At 56.1% G+C, this 17363-nt stretch carries 20 protein-coding genes; 19 read left to right on the top strand and 1 reads right to left on the bottom strand.

Annotation, left to right across the window (positions count from 1 at the left end; all coding sequences use genetic code 11):
• Positions 1-2: 2 nt before the first annotated feature.
• On the top strand, positions 3-1043 hold the full coding sequence (locus QJ48_RS12150; RefSeq protein WP_054973860.1) for a hypothetical protein: 1041 nt from the start codon (positions 3-5) through the stop codon (positions 1041-1043).
• A 73-nt stretch (positions 1044-1116) separates the two neighbouring features.
• Here QJ48_RS12150 and QJ48_RS12145 read toward each other — a convergent pair whose 3' ends face one another.
• Positions 1117-1596 carry an Lrp/AsnC family transcriptional regulator gene (locus QJ48_RS12145; RefSeq protein WP_054973859.1) on the bottom strand — a complete coding sequence of 160 codons (480 nt, stop codon included), beginning with the start codon at positions 1594-1596 and terminating at the stop codon, positions 1117-1119.
• A 243-nt stretch (positions 1597-1839) separates the two neighbouring features.
• Here QJ48_RS12145 and QJ48_RS12140 point away from each other — a divergent pair, with 243 nt between their 5' ends.
• The 18 genes from QJ48_RS12140 to QJ48_RS12055 form a co-directional block, all read left to right on the top strand.
• The gene (locus tag QJ48_RS12140; protein ID WP_054973858.1) at positions 1840-2766 is read left to right on the top strand and encodes a DMT family transporter; all 927 of its coding nucleotides are present in this window, start codon (positions 1840-1842) and stop codon (positions 2764-2766) included.
• Positions 2767-2817: 51 nt separating this feature from the next.
• Positions 2818-3516, top strand: a complete 699-nt coding sequence (locus tag QJ48_RS12135) for an aspartate/glutamate racemase family protein (RefSeq protein WP_054973857.1) — start codon at positions 2818-2820, stop codon at positions 3514-3516.
• 147 nt (positions 3517-3663) lie between these two features.
• Positions 3664-4164, top strand: coding sequence for an RNA polymerase sigma factor (locus QJ48_RS12130; RefSeq protein ID WP_054973856.1), 501 nt, complete (start codon positions 3664-3666; stop codon positions 4162-4164).
• 277 nt (positions 4165-4441) lie between these two features.
• Entirely contained in the window at positions 4442-5608 is a 1167-nt protein-coding gene (locus QJ48_RS12125) for an ROK family transcriptional regulator (RefSeq protein WP_054973855.1), read from the top strand.
• Between the two features lie 252 nt (positions 5609-5860).
• The gene (locus QJ48_RS12120) at positions 5861-7603 is read left to right on the top strand and encodes a methyl-accepting chemotaxis protein (protein ID WP_054973854.1); all 1743 of its coding nucleotides are present in this window, start codon (positions 5861-5863) and stop codon (positions 7601-7603) included.
• Between the two features lie 72 nt (positions 7604-7675).
• A complete protein-coding gene (locus QJ48_RS12115; protein ID WP_054973853.1) occupies positions 7676-7909 on the top strand; it encodes a hypothetical protein in 234 nt (77 codons plus the stop codon).
• 191 nt (positions 7910-8100) lie between these two features.
• Positions 8101-8745, top strand: coding sequence for an ethanolamine utilization microcompartment protein EutL (eutL, locus tag QJ48_RS12110; RefSeq protein WP_054973852.1), 645 nt, complete (start codon positions 8101-8103; stop codon positions 8743-8745).
• Positions 8746-8772: 27 nt separating this feature from the next.
• Complete coding sequence (locus QJ48_RS12105) at positions 8773-9243, top strand: BMC domain-containing protein (protein ID WP_054973851.1); 471 nt, start codon at positions 8773-8775, stop codon at positions 9241-9243.
• Between the two features lie 18 nt (positions 9244-9261).
• Positions 9262-10758, top strand: a complete 1497-nt coding sequence (locus QJ48_RS12100; protein ID WP_063858074.1) for an acetaldehyde dehydrogenase (acetylating) — start codon at positions 9262-9264, stop codon at positions 10756-10758.
• 91 nt (positions 10759-10849) lie between these two features.
• Positions 10850-11137, top strand: a complete 288-nt coding sequence (gene eutM / locus QJ48_RS12095) for an ethanolamine utilization microcompartment protein EutM (protein ID WP_010499900.1) — start codon at positions 10850-10852, stop codon at positions 11135-11137.
• Positions 11138-11142: 5 nt separating this feature from the next.
• Complete coding sequence (gene pduL, locus QJ48_RS12090) at positions 11143-11931, top strand: phosphate propanoyltransferase (protein ID WP_054973850.1); 789 nt, start codon at positions 11143-11145, stop codon at positions 11929-11931.
• A gap of 6 nt (positions 11932-11937) precedes the next feature.
• Positions 11938-12798, top strand: coding sequence for a hypothetical protein (locus QJ48_RS12085; protein ID WP_054973849.1), 861 nt, complete (start codon positions 11938-11940; stop codon positions 12796-12798).
• A 13-nt stretch (positions 12799-12811) separates the two neighbouring features.
• The gene (locus QJ48_RS12080) at positions 12812-13093 is read left to right on the top strand and encodes a EutN/CcmL family microcompartment protein (protein ID WP_025848820.1); all 282 of its coding nucleotides are present in this window, start codon (positions 12812-12814) and stop codon (positions 13091-13093) included.
• A gap of 10 nt (positions 13094-13103) precedes the next feature.
• Positions 13104-13445: an ethanolamine utilization microcompartment protein EutS gene (eutS, locus tag QJ48_RS12075; protein WP_036676849.1), complete on the top strand. Its 342-nt coding sequence runs from the start codon at positions 13104-13106 to the stop codon at positions 13443-13445.
• 3 nt (positions 13446-13448) lie between these two features.
• The gene (locus tag QJ48_RS12070) at positions 13449-13889 is read left to right on the top strand and encodes a EutP/PduV family microcompartment system protein (RefSeq protein WP_054973848.1); all 441 of its coding nucleotides are present in this window, start codon (positions 13449-13451) and stop codon (positions 13887-13889) included.
• A gap of 155 nt (positions 13890-14044) precedes the next feature.
• Entirely contained in the window at positions 14045-15487 is a 1443-nt protein-coding gene (locus QJ48_RS12065; RefSeq protein WP_054973847.1) for a sensor histidine kinase, read from the top strand.
• A 53-nt stretch (positions 15488-15540) separates the two neighbouring features.
• Positions 15541-16134, top strand: coding sequence for an ANTAR domain-containing response regulator (locus QJ48_RS12060; protein WP_054973846.1), 594 nt, complete (start codon positions 15541-15543; stop codon positions 16132-16134).
• 19 nt (positions 16135-16153) lie between these two features.
• A partial coding sequence (locus QJ48_RS12055; protein ID WP_054973845.1) for an ethanolamine ammonia-lyase reactivating factor EutA occupies positions 16154-17363 on the top strand: 1210 nt, incomplete at its 3' end.

Genomic DNA, 17363 nt, shown 5'->3' with positions numbered 1-17363 from the left:
CAATGAAAACGACAAAAAAATTACTCGCACCGATGCTTGCTTTAAGCATCCTTTCCGCCACACCGGCAATCGCCGCAAATGTGGAGAAACCTTTCCACGATCCCGGACTTATCCAGATTGCAAAAGTGGACCAGCGCTATGTGACGATAGCCCAAAAAGCCGTAGAGCAATACGGCAACGGCAAATCGTTCCAACTGGAAGAGGCGTTAAAGGACGAATATTTTGTAGATGATTCTACGAAAAAAGTGCGCTGGATCATTCAGTCGAAAACCCGCGATGCGATTGTCACGGTCGACGCCGACTCGAACAAAGTGCTGACGGTCAGCGTGAACTTCGAGCTTGCCGAAATGACAGGGAAGTACGCCAAATATTTGCCGACGGCGGAAGCGGCCGTTCGGCAATTGTACGGGAACGCGGAGGTGAAGTTCGAGATGGCTTCCTTCTTCAGGGATGAGACGCTGGGTACGAGCGACTTCCATTTTTCCACGAACGACCGCCAATTTGTAAGGGTGGATGCCGTGAAGAATGAAGCGAAAGCCGTCTTCCTCCAATATAAGCTGGCGGATGTCGATCCGCAGGCCGTTTCGACGGCCGAGCAGGCGGTGGGGCTGCTGTCGAAGGCGGATGATCATCCTTTCACCGATGCCGAGTTCCAGCGAGACGATGAAAGAGAAGTGTGGGAATTGAAGCGGCTTGTAACCGGAAATGACAAAGCGTTAGGCATTGATGAAGACGGCAAGCAGCTGGTAGCGTCAGCAACGATCGGCGCCAAGACGGGAAAAGTGTACCGGGTGGAATTTCTGAAGGCACTGGGCGACAAAACGAAACAATCGTTGACCAAGGAACAAGCTACGGCTATCGTACAGGCTGCCGTACAGCAATTTTACGGAACCGATCTGGCAGGCTACACGCTAACCGTAGATAACGATTGGGGAGACTATAAGTTCAGCAGCGAGGGCAAGGATACCATCGTAGCTAACTTTACGAGTGGCGGTCAGTTGTACAGATTGTCTTTGAATACGGAGTTTGGAAAGCAGAATTAGGCTTATTGAAAGGTGTAAAATGAAAGGTTCCGGTCTCGGGCTATCATGGCTTGGGCCGGGGCCTTTTGACATATTAGTTGTCCCCTATAGGCAGAACGGTAGAATATTTAATTTCTCTTAACGCCAGGCTCGTTTGAATTCGCGCGATGCCGAGCTTATTCAGCTTTCGGATAAAGCCCTCCAATTCCTTGCGGTCTTTGTTCGCTACCTTTAAAAGATAGTCATACTCTCCCGTTAAACAATGACACTCCAACACTTCAGGCATAGAGCTTAATGCCTTCTCCAGAACTTCCAGTTGTTCGGCTTGATGGATATTCGTGCTCATAAAAATAAAGCACAGTAAATCAAAGCCAAGCTTCTCTTGGTTTAAAATCGCGACTTGGCGCTTGATGAACCCTTCGCTTTCCAACCGTTTTATCCTTGCATGCGTAGCCGGAGGAGACAAGTTCACCCGCCTTGCCAGCTCGGCATTACTTAACTGCGCTTCTTTTTGCATCAAATCCAAAATTTGAATATCCACCTCATCCAGGACTTTGCTTACAAAAGATTCCATGTGCTCTTCTCTCCCTTTACAATATTCAGAAAATAGGACGGTTTCCAGTTGAGAAACGAATATAATTCAACAAAATGGCGTATTTAATTTATATTATTTCGAATTAATTACATCATACAAAATGATGAACTGTTCATTCAACAAAAATGGTATGATCATTAGTGAGTTCGCTGTAAATGTCATTGTGCACAATGGCTTCCATTTTTTCGCTGTTACGGTGAAAAATTTAAAGGAGCTAATGACATGCCGAATAGGTACGTTTTGCTGCTGCTTGTAACAAGCTTGCTGTGGGGAGGAAATTTTGTCGTCGGAAAATCGCTTGTGGGTCATGCTTCTCCGATGACTTTGACGAGCATCCGGTGGATCATTGCCATTTTGTGTCTTTTTCCCATCGTCTGGTGGAAAGAAAAAACGATATTCCCCTCACGGGATGCCCTTCTTCCGTTGCTTTTTATGGGCATTACAGGCGTTGTTCTATTTAATCTCTTTCAATTTATGGCGTTGGAACGGACAACGGCGACGAATGTCGGATTAATTTCCGCATTAAATACGATTTCGATTTCGGGTTTTTCCTTTTTATTTCTAAAAGAAAGAATCAACATGCTGCAAATCTTTTCTATGCTTTTTTCGCTGATTGGCGTTACTCTAGTTCTTTCCAAAGGAAATGTCGATCTGCTTCTGGCTTTTCATTTGAATACGGGCGATTTATGGATGATGGGCTCTGTGTGCGTGTGGGGAATTTATTCCGTTTGCAGCAGGTGGGCCATGAAGAGTACATCACCCATGAAGTGTACGCTTTACTCCGGGATATTTGGGCTTATCGTTCTTCTTCCGTTCAACTTCTCCGACTTCACCGTGTCCAATATCAACGGTTCGTTCATCCAATCGATTTTATATACAGGCGTGATCTCTACCGTAGTCTGTATCGTGTTTTGGAATATCGGGGTCCAAAAGCTGGGCGCGACCACAGCGGGGATGTTTTTGAATTTCAATCCGGTATTCACGGTGATTTTGGCGTTTTTATTTTTAGGGGAACAAATGACGTGGATCCAAGGGATCGGGGGCTGTGTGGTGATCATCGGATGCTATTTATTCTCGGCCTTCAAGACAAAAGCGGTTACGGCAAGCAATCAACGGCACGAACTTGCTCATTGGCGAAGTAAGGTTTAAGATGTTGAGGGGCCATGTAAACGATAACCATAGTTAGAGGTGCTTAATCTGATGAAAACAATAGGTCTTATTGGAGGCATGAGCTGGGAGTCGTCCTTGCTCTATTACCAAATCATCAATCAGCGCGTGAAAGAAAAGCTGGGCGGGCATCACTCTGCCAAAAGTTTCATGTATTCGGTAAATTTCCAAGAAATCAAGACGCTTCAGCATCAAGGGAAATGGGATGAAGCTACGAACATGATGATCGATTCGGCGCGTAAACTGGAAGCGGCCGGAGCCGATGTCATCGTCATATGCACGAATACGATGCACAAGATGGCACAAGAAGTGGCGGAATCGGTTTCGATCCCGTTGCTTCATATCGCAGATGCAACGGGACAAGAAATCGTTAAGGATGGCATGAAGAAAGTCGCTTTGCTGGGGACTTCTTTTACGATGGAACAAGATTTTTACAAAGGCAGGCTCACGGAAAAGTTCGGGCTTGAAGTTATCGTGCCCAATGAAGCGGATAGAAAGATCGTACATGACATCATCTATCAAGAGCTTTGTCTTGGAATGGTGAATGAAGCATCCAAGCAATCTTACTTAAGGATCATGGATAGTCTTGGCCAACAAGGAGCGGAAGCCATCATTCTGGGATGTACCGAAATTACGATGCTTATATCGCAGGAGGATTGCCGTATTCCACTGTACGATACAACCAGAATCCATGCGGAATGTGCTGTCGACTTTGCTTTAAGCGAGGACTAGCCGTAACGCCGTAACCAATCGATCCGTTTCCCTTATTGGGGAACTGGATCGGTTTTTTTTAATTCGAAAAATTTTTCGTCATTTCAAAGCCAAATGCATCCGTTAATTGTCTAATAATATGAGAAGGCAATGAAAAGGAGGCACACCATGGATCGTACGGATGAATTCAGCTTGATGAAAAAGGTTAGAGCAGGAGATACGGAGGCGTTCCGGGAGCTGGTTCGTCCGTACGAGCAACGGGCCTTCAGTACGGCGATGGCGATTCTGGGCTCACAGCCGTTGGCCGAGGAAACGGTGCAGCGCGTTTTCGTCGAGACATACCGGACGCTTAAGCGAAAGGACATTTGCCCGTTCCGCGCTTGGCTGGACGACAGGATCGCCTGCTCCGTCCTCGACGCCGCCGGGAAGCGGCTGCGGCAGGAGACGTTGACTGACGCCGACAGCGCTCTTCCGGAGCATAGCGATTTGCTGCGGTCCGTTATGACGCTGGAGCTGCCGTACCGTATCGTCATGGCGTTTAGGTATTGCCAGCAGCTCTCGATCCCGCAGATCGCCTCGCTTTTGAATGTCGACGAGAGCGAAGTAAGGAGCCGGCTTTACCGTGCCCGGTTGAAGCTGCTTCAAGGACAGTATCCGCTCCCCGCATGACCGGAATCCTACGAAAGCTAATGAGAGGTCTCGGCCTTAGGCATCATCGCTTAGGGCTGGGAGATTTTGACATCTTCCATGATTTACAAACAAATATTGACAAATGAAAAATCCATGCTATGATTCAATTATTAACACCAATGGATTAATTATAGAAGTCCAATTAATTTTAACCGCTTTCAGTTTGGCGGTCCACATTTTTATGTCTTGCAATGACTTGGTAACTGAGCTTGTCAAGACTCTAATTAACATGGGTGGAATAAAGAGGTTTCGGCGTATGAAAAAAATTGTGAAGCACGATCAAGACGTCATCCGGCAGCACAACAAGCAGATGATCCTTGATATTATTAAGGAAAAGCGGCCCATTTCGCGGGCGGAAATCACGAAGATCACCAAGCTCAGTCCGACCTCCGTCGGGCGCATTGTCGGCGAGCTGTGCGAGCAGGGGCTCGTCCGGGAAACGGAGCTTTCGTCCGGCGGCGTCGGGCGCAAGGCGATTATGCTCGATATCGATCCGCAGGCCGTCTTTTCGATCGGCGTCGATATCGGCAAGAAGATCGTGCGCTTCGGCGTGATGGAGTTCAGCGGCAAGCTGCTGTACGAGCTTCCGGTCGGACATACCGCCATCGAAACGGAAGCCGATCGCACGATCGATCTCATTGGCGACACGATCAACCGGCTGGTGAAGGAGCAGGGGCTGGAAAGCTCGAAATTGATCGGCATCGGCATCGGCGTGCCCGGCGTTATCGACCACGAGCGCGGCGTCGTGCAGTTTTCGTCGACGCTTGTCTGGAGAAACGTGCCGCTCGCCCGCCGCATAAAAGAGCGGACGGGGATCGATACGGTGATCGACAACGACCTGAAGGTCAAAATATTGGCCGAGTACTTGTGCGGCTCCGCCCGGGGCTCGAAAAAAACGGCGTTGATTGAGCTTGGCACCGGAGTCGGCTCCTCGCTTATCATCGACGGGGAGATTTTTCGCGGCGGCTCCAACAGCGCCGGAGAGCTCGGACATACGACGCTCGATCCGAACGGCAATTTATGCGAATGCGGCAAGCGGGGCTGCCTGCAGACGTACATCGACGAATCGGCGATTTTGCACGAAGCGAACCGGATCGTCGAGATCGGCGATATCGGACAGCTGTTCGAAGCGGCCCGCGGCGACGAGAGCTGGGCGAAGGAGATTATTTCGCGGACCTCGCTGTATATCGGCATTGCAATCAACAATATCGTGTGCATGTATAACCCCGACGCGGTCATTTTGAGCGGCAACATGGTGGAGAATTACAGCGATATCGTCCCTCTGATCGAGGAGCAGTGCGCGCAGGTCGTCTGGGAGCCGTTCCGGGGCGGATTCAAGATCCTCGCTTCCGATTTGAAGGAGCAATCTATCGTCATCGGAGCGGCATCGCTCGTGCTGAACAATTACGTGAACCAAAGCTGATGTGGAAGAAGGAATGTCCTTTTTGCCCAACTGAATGAAGACAGGCTGCTCGCAGGCATTGACGCCGGAGCGGCCTGTTTTTGTTTTGCCCGGGCATCAGGATAAATTTTTTTAAATTCCATCGACTTCCATCTAAAATTCCATCCGATTTTCAACGATATATAGTAATAAATCGCGTTCGCGAGCCGAGCCGGGAAATCCCGGGCAATTCACAGCGGGCGTATACATCTGAGCAATTAAGGAGTGCATGCTATGAAAAATCGCAGTTTAGTCGTGAAAGCCGGATGGGTGCTGGTCGTCCTGCTGATCGCCATGTCGGCCGCTTTTACCTCGATGTCGTATCTTCGGGAAAGAGCTATGTATTTCGAATCGTTAGCGTATATTCAAGAGGCGATGGACGCCCAGCTGGAGCTGCAAAGCGCAGATATCCAAGCGGCCGGACAAAAGATGTCGCTCAGCTACGACAAGTATATGGCCGACCCGGCGAACGTCCGTATTCAGGCGCAGCTGGAGAAAATGCTCACAAGCAATCTCGTCACCAACAGCTACTTGATGTCAACCGAGATGACTACAAAGGATAACAAGCACTATGCGAAGATGATGCAGGCCAATCGGGCCTTGAACGAACACGGCGCGAAGGTTTTGGAGGATTACGAGCTGTCGGCCCAGTTTCAGCGGGCGTATGAGGATGCGATGAAGAAGGGGACGGGCATGACCGACGTGTATACGGATGCCTCGGGCACTTGGATATCCATTCTGAGCTCCATTCGGACGGATAAGGGCGAGACGGTCGCCGTGTTCGGTCTCGACTTCGACTATGGGTCGATTCAATCGGATTTGAACCACGCGCTGCTGCTCAATATTTTGATCGGCCTTGCCATTGGCGGTCTGTTTATCGGGCTAATGATTTGGCTGCTGATTCGAACGGTCCGTCCGCTCAAACGGATGGCGGAGGTGTCGAAGCTTGCCGCGGAAGGGGATTTATCCGTTTCCGTGCCGGTGAACGGACGCGACGAGATCGGACTTGTCTCCGAGCATTTCAATCATATGGTCGAAAGTATCCGCAAGCTGGTGGCCAGTATAAAGACCCACTCCGACGAAGTGGCGGAATCGTCCGATCTGCTGACCGTCAGCGCGAAGCAAACGGCCGAGGCGACCGGCGAAGCGGCCCGTGCGGTCGAAGAGGTTGCGGCGGGGGCGGAGAATCAGCTGCAGAGCGCCGAGGAATGCAAGCGGGCGATGGTGGAGATGGCCACAGGCATCGAACGGATCGCCGAATCGACGGGCGTCGTCGCCGATCTGTCTGCCGAGACGTCGCGAGACGCGGCGCAGGGCAACGAGGTCGTGCAGCAGATGATCGCGCAGATGAACCGCATCGAGTCGGTCATGACCGAGACCGGCGGCGTCATCCACGAGCTGCGGACCCGCTCGGAGGAAGTCGGCGAGATTATGACGTTGATCGCGGACATCGCGAATCAGACGAATCTGCTGGCGCTCAATGCGTCCATCGAAGCGGCCCGGGCGGGAGAACACGGCAAAGGGTTCGCGGTGGTCGCCGTCGAGGTGAGGAAGCTTGCGGAGAAGTCAAAGGAATCGTCCGAGCATATTGCCGCTTTGCTGCGGGAGATCGAAGCCAACACGAAGCGGGCGGTCGCTTCGATGGAAACGGGCGTGAGCGAAACGTCCAAAGGAACGGCGGCCGCGGGGCAAGCCGGCGAAGTGTTCGGACGCATCCTGCATGCGATTCAGCAGGTGGCCGGTCAAGTGCAGGAGGTGTCGGCGGCTTCCGAGGAAATGTCGGCAGGCACCGAAGAAGTCGCCGCTTCCCTGGAAGAGCTCGCCCGCATCGCCCAGGAGGCCGCGGACAATACGCAGAATGTGGCGGCATCCTCGGAGGAACAGCTGGCGGCCATGGAGGAGATTTCCAGTGCCTCGGGCCATTTGAAGGAAATGTCGGTTCTGCTGCAGCGGCAGGTGAATACCTTCAAGCTTTGATATGCTTCTAAAGCCCCTTTTCCCCGAATAAGCTGTTGTATGGAGATTCGGAAGCGGGGGGGAGGAACGAAAATGAAGAGAATCACGGCACGGCGGATTGGTTGGGTCATCTTCGGCTGCATGCTGGCGTCCGCCGCCGTGCTGATGTATCTGCAAATCATCGGGGAGCTGATGCTTGGAATCGCGCTGGTAGGCATAACGTTCGTGCTTTCTATGGGCCTGCTGTGGATGTCCGAGCTTGAAGACGAGGCGGCCGAACGGGAGAAGAAAGATAGGCGAATAAGCCGGTTTGAGCGGTCGAGGTAAAAATTGTGACGGCCTACTTCGATGACAGCGCTTGCAATATCGAGTGATTTGTTTTACAATTCAATCATGAACACCAATAAAAAAATAGCATGAAGGCAACGGTGCCTTTGGATCGGAGAACGTGTTCGCACGTTCTTCGGTCCGGGGCGCCTTTTTGTCGTCTTTTGATGTATGCAGCGGAGGTGAACCAAGTGAAGCAGCCGATTCGAGCCGTGCCGCTGGCCGTCCGTATCATTCCGAATGTGGACCCGGAGCTGGCCCGGAAGCTGGAGCTGAAGCCGGATATCCGGAGTCTGGGGATGCTCACGTCGAGTATCGACGACGTCGGCTATACGGCGATGGACGAGGCAACCAAGAAGGCAGCGGTGGAAGTGGTGTATGCCCGTTCCTTTTACGCGGGATCGGCACATGCCTCGGGCCCGCTGTCCGGGGAATTTATCGGGATGCTGGGCGGCCGGACGCCGGCCGAAGTGAAGAGCGGGCTTGATGCGGCTATCGCTTTGATGGAGAATGGCGCGTGCTTTTATTCCTTGAACAGCGAGGGCACGCATGCGTACTACGCTCACGTCGTTTCGAGAACGGGTTCTTATTTGTCCCAAGTGGCGGGCATCGCCGAAGGCGAGCCGCTCGCGTATTTAATCGCGCCGCCGCTCGAAGCGGTGTACGGCTTGGACGCCGCATTGAAGGCGGCGGACGTCAGGCTGTGCCAATTTTACGGCCCGCCGACGGAGACGAACTTCGGCGGCGGCTTGCTGACAGGCAGCCAGTCCGCTTGTAGCGCGGCGGCGAGCGCTTTTGCCGATGCGGTTCTCAGCGTTGCGCGAGATCCGAAATAATCTGGTTAACGAAAGCGGGTGATGGAGATGACACAATCGATAACAGCGCTGGGACTTATCGAGACGATCGGCGTCCCCGCCTTGATCGCTGCGGCCGATGCTGCGGCGAAGACGGCGGACGTTCGGGTCATGACGTATGAAAAAGCGGACGCCGGACTCATTACCGTATATATCGTAGGCGATGTCGCCTCCGTCCGTGCGGCGGTGGAAGCAGGTGCAGAGGAAGCCCGCAGGGTAGGCAAGCTGGTCGGGACGCATGTGATTCCGCGGCCGGATCTTTCCGTTTCGGCCATGCTGGAAAGCATATGGCGGAAGGAAGCCCCGGCGGAGCTTTCCGGGACGGAAGGCGGGGAATCCGCCGAGGCGCTGGCCAAGCTTTCGCTGCAGCAGTTGCGCGAGCTGGCCCGTACCACCCCCGGATTCCCGCTGAACGCTTCCGGCATCAACACGGCGGCGAAGGCCGAGCTGATCCGATTGCTTACGGAGAAGAAGGACTGAAGGGAGTGAGAACCCGATATGAAGCTGGACGCCGATTTGCAGGCGATACAGGAAGTGCGCAGCCTTCTGCAGGAAGCGGGTCAAGCCCAGAAGCTGCTGGAAAAAATGACCCAGTCGCAGATTGACGACATCGTCGCTGCGATGGCCCGGGCGGCCGAGGCGGAAGCCGTACGGCTGGCCGAAATGGCTGTGGAAGAGACCGGGTACGGCAAAGTGGCCGATAAAACGGCTAAAAATCTTTTCGTCGCCCGAAACGTTTACGGGTCGATGAAAGACATGAAGACGGTCGGGATCGTCCGCAAGGACGACGAGCGCAAGGTGTGGGAAGTGGCGCAGCCGGTCGGCGTCGTCGCCGCGATCATTCCGTCGACCAATCCGACGTCGACCGTCATGTTCAAGTGCATGATCGCGCTGAAGGCGCGCAATGCGATCGTCATCAGCCCGCATCCGTCGGCGCTGCGCTGCTCGCTGGAAGCGGCCAGGGTGATGCGGCAGGCGGCGGAGAAGGCGGGAGCTCCCGCAGGTTTGATCCACTGCTTGTCGAAGCCCTCGGTCGAGGCGAGCAACGAGCTGATGCGGCACAAGCGGACGGATGTGATTCTGGCGACCGGCGGCACGGCGATGGTCAAGGCCGCTTACAGCTCGGGCAAGCCCGCGTATGGCGTCGGGCCGGGCAACGTCCCGGTGTACGTGCACCACAGCGCGAACCTGTCCCGCGCGGTCAGCTTGATTTTGCAAAGCAAGACGTTCGATTACGGCACGATTTGCGCTTCGGAGCAGGCGATCGTCGCCGACTCGTCGATCAAGCCGCAGCTCGTCGAAGAACTGAAGCGGCAGGGCGCCTATTTTCTCGATGAGGAGCAAAAGCGCAAGGTCGGCTCGATTCTGACGATCGGCAAAGGGTTGAACCCGAAAGTCGTCGGCCGGTCGCCGCAGGTGATCGCGGAGATGGCGGGCTTTACCGTTCCGCCGGAGGCGCGGGTATTGATTGCGGAAGAAACGGGCGTCGGACACGAGTACCCGTTCTCCGTGGAGAAGTTAAGCCCGGTGCTGGCGCTTTACACCGTAAAGGATTGGCTGGAGGGCTGCAGCCGCTGTATGGAGCTGCTGGAGCTCGGCGGACTCGGGCATACGCTCGGCATCCACTGCGAGAACGAATCCGTCATCGAAGCGTTCGGGCTGGAGAAGCCGGCCTCGCGCATCGTCGTCAACTCGGGCACGACGTTCGGCGGCATCGGCGCCACGACCGGCATTACGCCGTCGTTTACGCTGGGCTGCGGCTCGTTCGGCAACAATATTACGTCGGACAACATCGGTCCGCAGCATCTGCTCAACATCAAGCGCGTCGCCTTCGGCATCCGCGAGATGGATATCGCCCCCGCGGCGTCGCAGGCGGTCGAGCGGACGATGGAAAAGCTGCAGCCGGAAGTCTCCGGCAATCCGGGGATTTCGCGGGAGGATGTTCTGCAGATCGTCCGCAGCGTCCTATCCGAATTGCAGCTGGAAGCCAAGTAAGTTTAATTCGGTAAGTTTAATCCGGTAAGTTCCATCCGATAGTTCAATTTTGAATCATCAACTAAACTTTTATTCCAGGGAGGAATAGACAATGGCAGGAGAATTGGCAGCACTCGGAATGGTAGAAACGAAAGGACTCGTAGGATCGATTGAAGCAGCAGATGCAATGGTCAAAGCGGCAAATGTTAAGCTGATCGGAAAAGTGCATGTCGGCGGCGGTTTGGTAACGGTCATGGTGCGCGGCGATGTAGGCGCAGTGAAAGCGGCTACGGATGCCGGCGCGGCAGCTGCGGAAAAAATCGGCGAGTTGGTCTCCGTACACGTCATTCCTCGTCCTCACACGGATATTGAATTCATTCTGCCGAAGCTTGAAGGCTAATCCCTATGGCGCTGATTACGGAAACGAGTCTACGCAGCCGATTGGCGCAGGGGCTCCCGAATCCGTATCCGATCGCGGCCGGGGACCTGCTGACGCCGGCGGCCAATGATTTTCTGAAAAGCCGGGGCATCGCCATTCAGCGTCTGAAGGCCGAAGCTCCGGCGGCCTTGCCTGCGGAGCCGGCGCCCGAAGCGCCGCTCCTTCCCGTCGGCGTCTCGGGCCGGCACGTGCATTTGTCGCCGGAGCATGTCGAGGCGCTGTTCGGCGAGGGCTACCAGCTTACCCCGCTGAAGGAGCTGTCGCAGCCCGGACAATTTGCCGCACAGGAAACGGTTACGCTGATCGGTCCGAGGGGCGTTCTGCAGAACGTGCGTATTCTCGGACCTTCGCGCGGGGCGTCCCAGGTGGAGATATCCCGGACGGACGGCTTTGCGCTCGGCGTGAAGCCCCTTGTCCGGCTATCGGGCGATCTGGAAGGCACGCCCGGCATCACGGTGGCCGGCCCGAAGGGCGCGGTCGTGCTGGCGCAGGGCTTGATCGTCGCCAAAAACCATGTCCATATGTCGCCTGAAGACGCTCAGAGGTTTGAGGTGTCCGACGGGGACCGAATCATCTTGCAAACCCGCGGCGACCGGCCGCTGGCGTTTACGGACGTTGTGGTCCGGGTGAACCCGCGCTATGCGCTTGACGTTCATCTCGATACGGACGAAGCGAACGCCGCTCAATTGAATACCGGAGATACGGTGCAAATGATCGGCAAAAACGGCGTCTTCACGCGTGCGGAAAGGGGGTAGCGAAGGATGGAGATCAAACCGATGATCGAATCGATCGTCCGTGAGCTCGTGCAGGCGATGCAGGCGGAGCAGGCGAAAAAGCCCAAAGTGCTGTATCTGTTTTGCGACAGCACCGCGCACGAGGCGTTCACGGATCATTTTATATTGCTCAAAAACAGCGGAATCTGCTACGATATGCTGTTTCTCGACGGAGAAACATCTTCGTGGCTCGGCCTGCATAAAATCGAATGCGCCGGTCCGGGCAAAATCATTGCCGCCGACGAATATGCGCCCGCGCCGCTGGAGCTGCCGCTCGAATACGACGGAATCGTCATTCCCGAGATCGATGTGGACAATGCCGCGCGGGCTGCGCAGGGGCTGAAAGGGACGGTGAAGGCGGAAATTTTGTTTTCCGCGCTCGTCTTGAATAAGTTCGTGCTGATCGGGGACGATATATCCGGATTGAAACGGGCGGATCGGCGTACGCTGAAAACGCTGACGCTGCCGAAGCCTTACGTCAAGCTGTTCGATCGTTATAAGCGCGAGCTTGCGGCTCTCGGTGCGGAGTTCGCGCCGCAGAAGCTGCTGGCGGAAGCAGTAGTGCGCAAATGCGGCGTGGAGCAGCGCCAGCCGGGCAACGAGACGCCGACTCGCGGCACATCGTTGCCGGAAGCGGCAGGCACTCAAGCCAGCGCCGCGAACGGCAGTACGGCAGCGGCGGGCAGCGCCGCGTTCGAAGGCAAGCTGCTGACCGCCGAATGGGTCAAGCGGCAGACGGGTACCTCGCCGGGCGTGCGAAAGCTGATCCTTGGCAAAGGTACGATCGTTTCTCCGTTGGCGGCGGATTTGCTGAAGGAGAAAGACGTCGCAGTCCAGTATGCGGAGTAAAGGGTGAAGTCCTATGTTTATGGGGAAAGTGATCGGCAGCGTGTGGGCCACGCAGAAGGAAGAGGGCATGGACAACCTGAAGCTGATGGTTGTCCAGCCGATCGATTTCAAGGATCGCGAAGCAGGGCAGCCGGTCATCGCCGCAGACCGCATCGGAGCGGGCGTCGGCGAGAATGTGATCGTGTCCCGGGGAAGTCCGGCCCGCGTGCTGTTCAGCGGTAAAATGGTGCCCATCGACGCCATGATCGTCGGCATTGTAGACAGCTTCGAAGTCGGCGACGACAGCGGCGGTTAGGAGGAGGCATATGGAACAGGAGAAACAACGGGTCATTCAGGAATATGTACCCGGCAAACAGCTTACGCTCGCGCATGTGATCGCCAACCCCGATCCCGTACTGTATACGAAGCTCGGGATCGAGAAGGCGAGCGCGATCGGCATTCTGACGTTGACGCCGACGGAAACGGCGATCATCGCGGCGGATATTGCCACGAAAGCCGCGAACGTCGATATCGGCTATTTGGACCGCTTTACCGGTTCTCTGGTTATCGTGGGCGACGTATCGGCGGTCGAAATGGCGATCGAATCGGTCAACGAATTTTTGCACGAGAAACTGAAATTTTCAATCGCTCCTTTGACGAGGTCGTAGGCCATGCGTAAAGTCATGATCATCGGCGCCGTAGGCGCCGGCAAATCGACGTTGGTCAAAGCGCTGATGGGCGAACAGGAAGCGGCGGTCAAAACGCAAAGCCTCGTGTTCCGCGACTGGCTGATCGATACGCCCGGCGAGTACAGCGAGAATCCGCTCTACTATCGTTCGCTGATGGCGACATCGCATCAAGCGGCGGCGATTTTGCTCATACAGGACGCGACCCGCGACCGGAACTATTTTCCGCCCGGGTTTGCCGGGGGCTTTCCGATTCCGGCCATCGGGGCCGTTACGAAAATCGATCACCCGAAGGCCGATCCGGACCGGGCAGTCTCGCTGCTCCGGTCATCGCTGCCTAAAGGGGAAATCCTCTTGACGTCGGCGGCCAGCGGCGATGGCATCGCGGAGCTGAAGGAGCTGCTGCTGGGCTTCGTGAACCGATAGCTTCGAGCGTGTAGCAACGGGTACAAAAGGGAAACCTACCGGGAAGCGCAGGATACAGGAAGAATTTACCTTGTGTAAGGGCTTTCTTCGCAGCGCGGTTTGTGTGAAAATAAAATCGATGCATGTACAAATCGAGACGTCGTGAGGGATTGCTTATGCCATCGATTGCCGAACTGTGCGCGGAGCGCACCCTGTTATCTGCAGAAGAAGTGGAAGTTATTATAGATTTGTCGCGGCATTTGCAATTGTTCGCCGACGTGTTCCAGTCGGACGTGTTCATCGACTGTCCGCTTGCGGATCAAGGCACGGCGCTCGTCGTTGCCGAGGCCAAGCCGACGACGGCTCCGTCGCTTTACCGCTCGTCGGTGGTCGGTATGCACGCTTATGCGCACAACGAGCCGGCCGTGATGTTTTGCCTGCTGTCCGGCCAGCCGGTCATCGGTTCCCGGGGAATATCCCAGGAGCAGATCGCGATGCGGCAAAATGTCGTCCCGATCCGCGCCACAACCGGCCGCGTGATCGGCGTGCTCATCATGGAGCAGGACATTTCGGAGATCGTCGAGCAGGAAAAAAACGTGGAGCGGCTGCGCGAAACGACGGAGCAGCTCAGCGAAACGCTGCTTGCGGTCGCTTTGTCGGAAAGCAGCGTCCAATCGCTCATGCACGAGGGCATCGTGCTGTTCGACGGACAGGCGAATATCACCTATGCGAACCCGCGGGCCCGGCAAATGCTGCAGGAGATCGGGCACGGCGGCGCGCCGGAAGGCTCAAGCCTGGTCGAGCTGTTTTACGGCAAGCTGGATCGCGCTTCGCTGCTCGCGCCAACGGGCATCGTCCGTCAGGAGCTTGTGATCGGGCATGTCGCGCTGGAGCTGAAAACCGTCTCGATCAACCGGCAGCAGCAGGGAGCCCTCGGGCTGATGCTGATCCGGGACATCTCGGACCTGAAGGAAAAAGAGAAGCAGCTCGTCATTAAATCGGCTGTCATCAAGGAGATTCACCACCGGGTCAAAAACAATCTGCAAACCGTCTCCAGCCTGCTCCGGCTGCAAATGCGCCGCACGAAGCTGGAGGAGGTCGAGAAAATATACCGCGACAGCATCAACCGCATCAACAGCATCGCGGTCATCCACGAGATGCTGGCCTACGACGGGCTGGAAACGATCCAGTTCAACGATGTGCTGGATCGCATCGCGAAGAACGTCGTCTCCTCCACGGTTAAGCCGGACCAAGCGATCCGCGTCTCCATTTCGGGAGATACCTTGACGCTGCCGTCCGACATCGCCACCACGCTGGCACTCGTCTCCAACGAGCTTGTGCAAAATTGCGTGACGCATGCGTTCGTCGACCGCGAGCAGGGAGACATTCGGATCTCGCTGTACTGCAGCGGGCAGATCGTCCGCATGGTGGTAGCGGATAACGGCATCGGGCTGCCCGTCACAGGCGATAGCGCCCGCAAAGGTCATCTCGGGTTGAAAATTACGGAAACGCTTGTGCGCGAAAATCTCGGAGGCCTCCTGCAGATGGCTTCCACCGGGGAAGGCACACAGGTCACGATTACGTTTCCGCTTTTCCCGGCGGAGCCGAAACCGGTCTAAACGCCGCCGATCAAGGGGCGTCATATTTGTCGGACTTATGAGGAGGTGTCAAGATGAAGAACTCGATCGTCGTCGTGGATGACGACCCGATCATTCGAATGGATATCCGTGAAATGTTGGAGGAAGAAGGCTATGCGGTGGCAGGGGAAGCGAAGAACGGCGAGGAAGCGATCGAGCTCGTCGCCGCGCTCAAGCCCGACCTGGTCATCATGGATGTGAAAATGCCGGTGATGAACGGCATCAAAGCGTCCCGCATCATTCGCAGTCTGCATGACACGGAAACGTCGGTTCTGCTGCTGACGGCGTATAGCCAGAAAGAACTGGTGCAGGACGCCCGCAGTGCCGGGGTTGCCGCCTATTTGGTCAAACCGGTGTCGGAGGAGGATTTGATTCCGGCGGTCGAAATTGCGCTCAGTCAGAAGGAAAGAATCGACTCGCTCAAAAAAGACCTGGAGCAGCTCAAGCAGTCGATCGAAGAGCGGAAACGGATCGAGAAAGCGAAAGGGATTGTCATGAAAACCTTCGCGCTGGATGAAGAAGAAGCGTACCGGAAAATGCGCGCCGCCTCGATGGCGGAAGGGATGCCGCTGATCAAGCTGGCGGATGGAATATTGAAGGACGGGCCGAAGCGCTGGTTCGGTCCTTGAAAGAGCGGTGAGCGGACGCATGGAGCCACAATGGATTACCAGCGTAGGCATCGATATCGGCACGAGCACGACCAAAATGATCGTCAGCCGTCTGAAGCTGGTGCGGACGTCAGGCGCGCTCAGTCTTCCCCGCTTTGACATCGCGCAGCGGGAATTGATCTACGCGAGCCCGATCCACAGCACGCCACTGCTCGGCGAAGACGAAGTGGATGCGGATAGGATCTGGACCATTCTGACCGAAGAATACGAGCAGGCCGGCGTCCGGCCGGAAGAGTTGAAATCTGGCGCGGTGATCATCACCGGCGAGACCGCGACGAAAACGAACGCGCGCCGGATCGTGCACCTGCTGGCCGAGCGTTCCGGGGACTTCGTCGTCGCGACGGCTGGAGCGGATCTCGAAGGGCTGCTTGCCGGCAAAGGCGCCGGAGCGGACCGCCGCTCGCTGGAGGTGCGCGGCGCCGTCGCCAATATCGACATTGGCGGAGGGACGGCCAATGCGGCCGTATTTTACCGGGGAAAAGCGGTCGGCACGGTGACGTACCATATCGGCGGACGCCTGATCGAGCTGAACGCCGGGGGAACGGTGACGAGCGTCTCGCCGTCGATCCGCCCGTGGCTGGAGGCTGCCGGATACCGGCTGGAGCCGGGGCATACCGTCAGCTACGCCCTGCTTGAGGAGCTGTGCCGGGCGATGAGTCTCGCCATGCTCGACGATTTGGCGGGCATGATGGCTCCCGAAGAGCGCGATGCGGTTCGCAAGCTGACGCTTGGTGCTTCGCTGCCGCAAGTGCCGCCGATCGAAGAATGGACGGTATCCGGCGGCATCGGGCGGCTGATGGAGGAAGCGAAGCCGCAGAGCTTGGCCGAAGCCGCCAAGCACGGCGATATCGGACCGCTGCTGGCGCATACGCTCAAAGCGTGCGCCGCGCGGTATCCGATCCGGCTGGCGGTACCCGATCAGACCGTCCGGGCGACGGTTATCGGAGCGGGCATGCAGAGCACGGAGATCAGCGGAGCTACCGTCCATTTGGACCCTACGCTGCTGCCGATCCGCAACCTCCCGGTGTGCAAGCTGGAGCTGACGCTGCCGCTGCTCGAACAGCCAGCCTCGCTTGCCGCGGCCGTCGAGCAGACGATTCAGAGCGGCGCAGCCTTTTTCGTGCGGGACGCTTCGCCGCCGTTCGCGCTGGCTTTGGCCGGGCTCGAGCATTGCGGCTACGCCTCGCTTC

The sequence above is a fragment of the Paenibacillus sp. A3 genome (assembly GCF_001399685.1).
Lineage (GTDB): Bacteria > Bacillota > Bacilli > Paenibacillales > NBRC-103111 > Paenibacillus_G.
This window is presented reverse-complemented; position numbering and strand designations above follow the sequence as displayed.

Excerpts from the sequence above, each read along its gene's own strand:
- QJ48_RS12150 (WP_054973860.1), top strand. The coding sequence starts at position 3 with ATGAAAACGACAAAAAAATTACTCGCACCGATGCTTGCTTTAAGCATC.
- QJ48_RS12145 (WP_054973859.1), bottom strand. The coding sequence starts at position 1,596 with ATGGAATCTTTTGTAAGCAAAGTCCTGGATGAGGTGGATATTCAAATT.
- QJ48_RS12140 (WP_054973858.1), top strand. The coding sequence starts at position 1,840 with ATGCCGAATAGGTACGTTTTGCTGCTGCTTGTAACAAGCTTGCTGTGG.
- QJ48_RS12135 (WP_054973857.1), top strand. The coding sequence starts at position 2,818 with ATGAAAACAATAGGTCTTATTGGAGGCATGAGCTGGGAGTCGTCCTTG.
- QJ48_RS12130 (WP_054973856.1), top strand. The coding sequence starts at position 3,664 with ATGGATCGTACGGATGAATTCAGCTTGATGAAAAAGGTTAGAGCAGGA.
- QJ48_RS12125 (WP_054973855.1), top strand. The coding sequence starts at position 4,442 with ATGAAAAAAATTGTGAAGCACGATCAAGACGTCATCCGGCAGCACAAC.
- QJ48_RS12120 (WP_054973854.1), top strand. The coding sequence starts at position 5,861 with ATGAAAAATCGCAGTTTAGTCGTGAAAGCCGGATGGGTGCTGGTCGTC.
- QJ48_RS12115 (WP_054973853.1), top strand. The coding sequence starts at position 7,676 with ATGAAGAGAATCACGGCACGGCGGATTGGTTGGGTCATCTTCGGCTGC.
- QJ48_RS12105 (WP_054973851.1), top strand. The coding sequence starts at position 8,773 with ATGACACAATCGATAACAGCGCTGGGACTTATCGAGACGATCGGCGTC.
- QJ48_RS12100 (WP_063858074.1), top strand. The coding sequence starts at position 9,262 with ATGAAGCTGGACGCCGATTTGCAGGCGATACAGGAAGTGCGCAGCCTT.
- eutM (WP_010499900.1), top strand. The coding sequence starts at position 10,850 with ATGGCAGGAGAATTGGCAGCACTCGGAATGGTAGAAACGAAAGGACTC.
- pduL (WP_054973850.1), top strand. The coding sequence starts at position 11,143 with ATGGCGCTGATTACGGAAACGAGTCTACGCAGCCGATTGGCGCAGGGG.
- QJ48_RS12085 (WP_054973849.1), top strand. The coding sequence starts at position 11,938 with ATGGAGATCAAACCGATGATCGAATCGATCGTCCGTGAGCTCGTGCAG.
- QJ48_RS12080 (WP_025848820.1), top strand. The coding sequence starts at position 12,812 with ATGTTTATGGGGAAAGTGATCGGCAGCGTGTGGGCCACGCAGAAGGAA.
- eutS (WP_036676849.1), top strand. The coding sequence starts at position 13,104 with ATGGAACAGGAGAAACAACGGGTCATTCAGGAATATGTACCCGGCAAA.
- QJ48_RS12070 (WP_054973848.1), top strand. The coding sequence starts at position 13,449 with ATGCGTAAAGTCATGATCATCGGCGCCGTAGGCGCCGGCAAATCGACG.
- QJ48_RS12065 (WP_054973847.1), top strand. The coding sequence starts at position 14,045 with ATGCCATCGATTGCCGAACTGTGCGCGGAGCGCACCCTGTTATCTGCA.
- QJ48_RS12060 (WP_054973846.1), top strand. The coding sequence starts at position 15,541 with ATGAAGAACTCGATCGTCGTCGTGGATGACGACCCGATCATTCGAATG.